Genomic DNA, 4,088 nt, shown 5'->3' on the forward strand with positions numbered 1-4,088 from the left:
AGTATTGAAGGAATACATTAGAAATCAAGAAAAGCCGTCCTCAAAGGACGGGGCTTGTATCCCATTTTCTTGGTCAACTCCCTTGATTATTTGCCGAGTAAAGTACGGTTGATGTCCAGAATCGGAAAAAATAGGTTCCTTTCTTCCACCGTGAGATATTGCTTTAGGACCTTTTTCATCACATCGTAGGTCACGGTCGCACTATTTCTAACTTGAACAGCGCCTAAAATAGTTTGCAACCAAAGTAGTAGCCGATCGCGCAACCGTTCAGTATCATTAATCAACAGTGCTGCAGCCGAATGCCTCAACACCCGCAAAATATCTCCACGGCACTTTTCAGTGACATCGTTACCCCCCCGCCGAAATAAATTAGGGTCGAGAGACAGCATTTGTGCTTCCACTTGCCGCATAATTTCTGTTTCAGAGGCTTGAATTTTTTTATAAGCACTCATCCGGTGATTCAAAGACTGAAAGTAGTCTTTCAAAAATTGCAGTTCTTCTGCACTGGCGTAGCGTCCGTCTGTTTCCGTGCTCAAACGCGCAAGTTGGCTCAACATAGATTTTTCTCTACTACTAAAATACAAACATATCAGTTTTAAGCTTCTTTAGTCCGTACTAAATACTGTCCTACTTGAAAGCGGGTTTCATTAAGCTGTGTAACGATAGAACGAGTAATTAACTTTCCAGATTCTACAACTACTTGACCTGTAATTGGGTGTAATAAATCTTGCTGTGCCCGGCGGCCGATCAAAGCTTCAACATTTTCAATAGCATTAATGTACATCCCCGCAGGCAACTGTACAACCACACCCTCGCCTATAATTTGAGCCTGACAAGCAAGTCGCGAATTAGCTTTAGCCGTAGTAATGACTTCCAACGTCCTTCTCTCGCGGCGGTTCATGTCCGACAAGCCTTCCATGCCTTCTTTAATGTAAACATGGCAGGTAGCGCACATTCCCCGCCCCCCGCATTCCTTAAGAACGTCTAAGTCTTTGGAAAGTAAGGCAGACAGGATATTTGATCGGGTTTCGACTGCTATTTCCTCCGCAATTGGATCTAGTTTAATAATTTTAACCATATTGATGTTTGCTCCTGTCAAGTTCAGTATTTAGCAAGTTACGATCAACTTATTCAAAGCGCAAAAAAATTTGGCTAACACTCAAAAAGGTTAAGATGCCTTGACGACAGCATCGGCTTCTGGCTCTCTAACCCCTATGGCATAACCGCACTTCTGTTTTGGTCATATCGCTGTTCCCTCGCCCCGATTCCCCAGCTTAGCCTTGAAAAGCTAAAACCTTAGATACTTTCTCGATGGCATTGAAAAAACTGTAATAGTCGCGATCGACTAAAATAGCAGCCACAGGTAGTTCCAGATTGGGTATCGGCATCCGGCAAGATTGATAGTGACTCCGAAGCTCAAGGATTTTAGTAGGTGCGAGTGTACGATCGCTCTCAAGGAGGCTGAGAATGAACCTGAGATAACATAGGCTGTACCTGGCGAGCGATTCAAAAATTTGAATTTTTGTCAGAATTATTTACATATTTTAATACTAGCTCAAGCTTTTTCTATAATTAGACCGATGCAACATTCTAAGTACCGCATTTTAGGGCTAGTAGGACAAGGACAATTTGGTCGAGTCTTTTGTGCCAGCGTTCGAGAAGCTCCCGCCCAGGACTCCCGCCTCACCAGCCAACTGGTTGCTCTCAAAGAACTTAGTCATCAAAAAGCCCCAACTAGCGAATTCTTGCGAGAGCTGTGGTTTCTGATCACCTTGCAGCACCCGAACATCGTTACCTGCCGAGCTCTAGAACACACAGCTACAGGCAGGTACTTGGTTATGGACTACTGCGAGGGAGGAACCCTCCGCAACCTGCTCAAACAAGACCGCCCCTTGCGTCTGCTCGAAGGTTTACAGCTAGTCATGGAAGTCTTAGCCGGCTTAGACTACGCCCACCGCCGAGGCGTAGTTCACTGCGACATCAAACCCGAAAATATCCTCCTAACTTTAGGAGCAAAAGGTTGGTCGCCCCGGCTTTCTGACTTTGGTATCGCGCGTCGGCTGCCAGAAATTGGTACCACTCGCCTCCACCAAGAACTTTCTCCCGACGCTACCGTAGGTTCCCCCGCTTACATGGCCCCTGAGCGGTTTTACGGTCTTTTTTCCCCGATGTCAGATATATATGCAGTAGGAATTCTGCTGTTTGAATTGCTAATGGGCTACCGCCCTTTCGGGGGAACCCCCGGAGACTTGAGGTGGGCCCACCTGAATCAACGCTTGCAATTTCCCGACGCCATCCCCGAACCTTTGCAAGCAATAGTCAAAAAATCTTTAGAAAAGCTGCCAGCCCGCCGTTTTGCCAGTGCTTCCCAAATGGCTCAAGCTCTGCGGCTGATCATGTACGACCCCGCTGTCAGGCAATTGGGCGACTGCATTATTCCTTGGGAAAGCCCCACAACCAGTAGTGATAAAAGTCTGAAGTCGGAAACTGACTCTTTGCTGGAAGTTGAAGAGGAAAAAGCATCACAGTCGGCTATTAATTTACTTGGGACTGTGCGCTATTCGCTTTCGCAGCCCAAGCCACTGATACTTCCTGCACCGTTGACCGCTTTAATTGCCACTGAAACGTATCTATATGCTGCTGTAGGTACAGAGGTCAAGGTTTGGTCTCAGCCGGGAAAACAGCTAGTTACAGGAGAAATGTCTACTTCTATTTCATTAATGGCGGAAATGGTGCGTGGCATTTTACCTAGTTCCCACGGCTGCTGCGTTCTCACTCCGCAAAAACTTTACTGGCTCAATGAGCGCTCTTGGGAGCCTCAGTGTTTACTGGATATGGGTTTGAGGCAAGGCCCAGATGCTTTAAAAGCTGCTGTAGACTCTCACGGCAACTGGTTGACAGTAGCGGTTCCCGGCGAACTGCGTTTTTATTCTTTAGCTGGAAACAGCACTGCGGGCGATCAGAAAAAAGCGCTGAAGCTGATCGCTACTGTCCCGTTACCAGAACACTATTTACCAGAATTAATGTTTTTGGATCGGCGACACGTCTTAGCAGTTTGGCCGGATAACGAACCAAAAAATCCCCAAACTATTTTTAGAGTTTACACTCGCCGCGGCACCCCTGTGGGTTCTGTTCGGTTGTCTGCCAGCGTCGGACAGATGCTGTTGACACCTGAGCCTTATACTTTGCTGGGAATTCCTCAAGGTGGTAAAGCGGCGGTGCTGTTGATGAAATTGTGGCCGCTCAAGGTAGCGCGAATTCCTCTTGAAACTTTGCCCGTGTCTGCTTGTGTCGCTAATTGGGGATGGGTGTTGGCAGATGTTGGGGGGCAGATAGAAGTGGTAAACAGTCAAGGGATTCAAGTAGGGAGTTTTAGCAGCCCTGCCTCACCCCGGGCGATAGCTCCTTGGGGGAATAGAGGTTTGGTGATTGCTGTCAATACTGAGGAAGAGAGTCACTTGCACTTTTTAGATGTAGATGTTGAGGAGAACAACTCGCGCTCGCTTATCAAAGGCTGATAACTGCGGTAACTGAAGGAGTTTGGGGGTGTAACTCAGGAGAGTGTATTTGCGGGCGATCGATTCCTGGGAGTTTGCTCTGGGTTAGAGTACCGTGTCGTGTCAGCTTCTGGATTTGAATCAGAGGAATTGTTAAGGGCGATCGGCTCAATCTGAGATCCAAACCTCCCTCAGTAAAGTCCCAGAAATGCACACACCACTTACATATATATGACTCATGCACCAGCCTGCTTCTGTCATCCTCACCCAGTGCTCCAGCCTCACCCCTTACACTCTAACTTTGCCTAACCTCTACTCCAAGTAAGCCCCATCATGTTGAACCACTGAGTCCTTCTACCCATGCACGGGAAATAGTCTGCCCCAAAGCCGTATTTTGCCCCAAAAAAAAGACCCCATAGTTAAAAGAGGAGTCAGCCAGGGGATACCGGAGCCGGTCATAAGTCTCGAAACCCTTACTGTGTATAGGTTCACAAAAAACTCAAAAATATTTTCGCAAAACGCTTGACAACTCTGGGGAGAGTTGATACATTAATAAAGCGCCAGAAGGGAAGCGGTTCACTGAACCACGAA

Annotated in this window: 3 protein-coding genes; 1 reads left to right on the forward strand and 2 read right to left on the reverse strand. The window is 47.2% G+C overall.

The genetic code is table 11. The annotated features are described in order from the left end of the window. Nucleotides 1–86 precede the first annotated feature (86 nt). Nucleotides 87–557 carry a phycobilisome protein gene (locus QUA83_RS30020; protein ID WP_333297848.1) on the reverse strand — a complete coding sequence of 157 codons (471 nt, stop codon included), beginning with the start codon at nucleotides 555–557 and terminating at the stop codon, nucleotides 87–89. A gap of 38 nt (nucleotides 558–595) precedes the next feature. After that, nucleotides 596–1,078 carry a 2Fe-2S iron-sulfur cluster-binding protein gene (locus tag QUA83_RS30025; RefSeq protein WP_333297850.1) on the reverse strand — a complete coding sequence of 161 codons (483 nt, stop codon included), beginning with the start codon at nucleotides 1,076–1,078 and terminating at the stop codon, nucleotides 596–598. Nucleotides 1,079–1,580: 502 nt separating this feature from the next. Here QUA83_RS30025 and QUA83_RS30030 point away from each other — a divergent pair. Further along, complete coding sequence (locus QUA83_RS30030) at nucleotides 1,581–3,518, forward strand: serine/threonine-protein kinase (RefSeq protein WP_333297852.1); 1,938 nt, start codon at nucleotides 1,581–1,583, stop codon at nucleotides 3,516–3,518. Nucleotides 3,519–4,088: the final 570 nt, after the last annotated feature.

It is taken from the genome of Microcoleus sp. K1-B1 (assembly GCF_036704705.1).
Taxonomy (GTDB): domain Bacteria; phylum Cyanobacteriota; class Cyanobacteriia; order Cyanobacteriales; family Microcoleaceae; genus Microcoleus.

Excerpts from the sequence above, each read along its gene's own strand:
- QUA83_RS30020 (WP_333297848.1), bottom strand. The coding sequence starts at position 557 with ATGTTGAGCCAACTTGCGCGTTTGAGCACGGAAACAGACGGACGCTAC.
- QUA83_RS30025 (WP_333297850.1), bottom strand. The coding sequence starts at position 1,078 with ATGGTTAAAATTATTAAACTAGATCCAATTGCGGAGGAAATAGCAGTC.
- QUA83_RS30030 (WP_333297852.1), top strand. The coding sequence starts at position 1,581 with ATGCAACATTCTAAGTACCGCATTTTAGGGCTAGTAGGACAAGGACAA.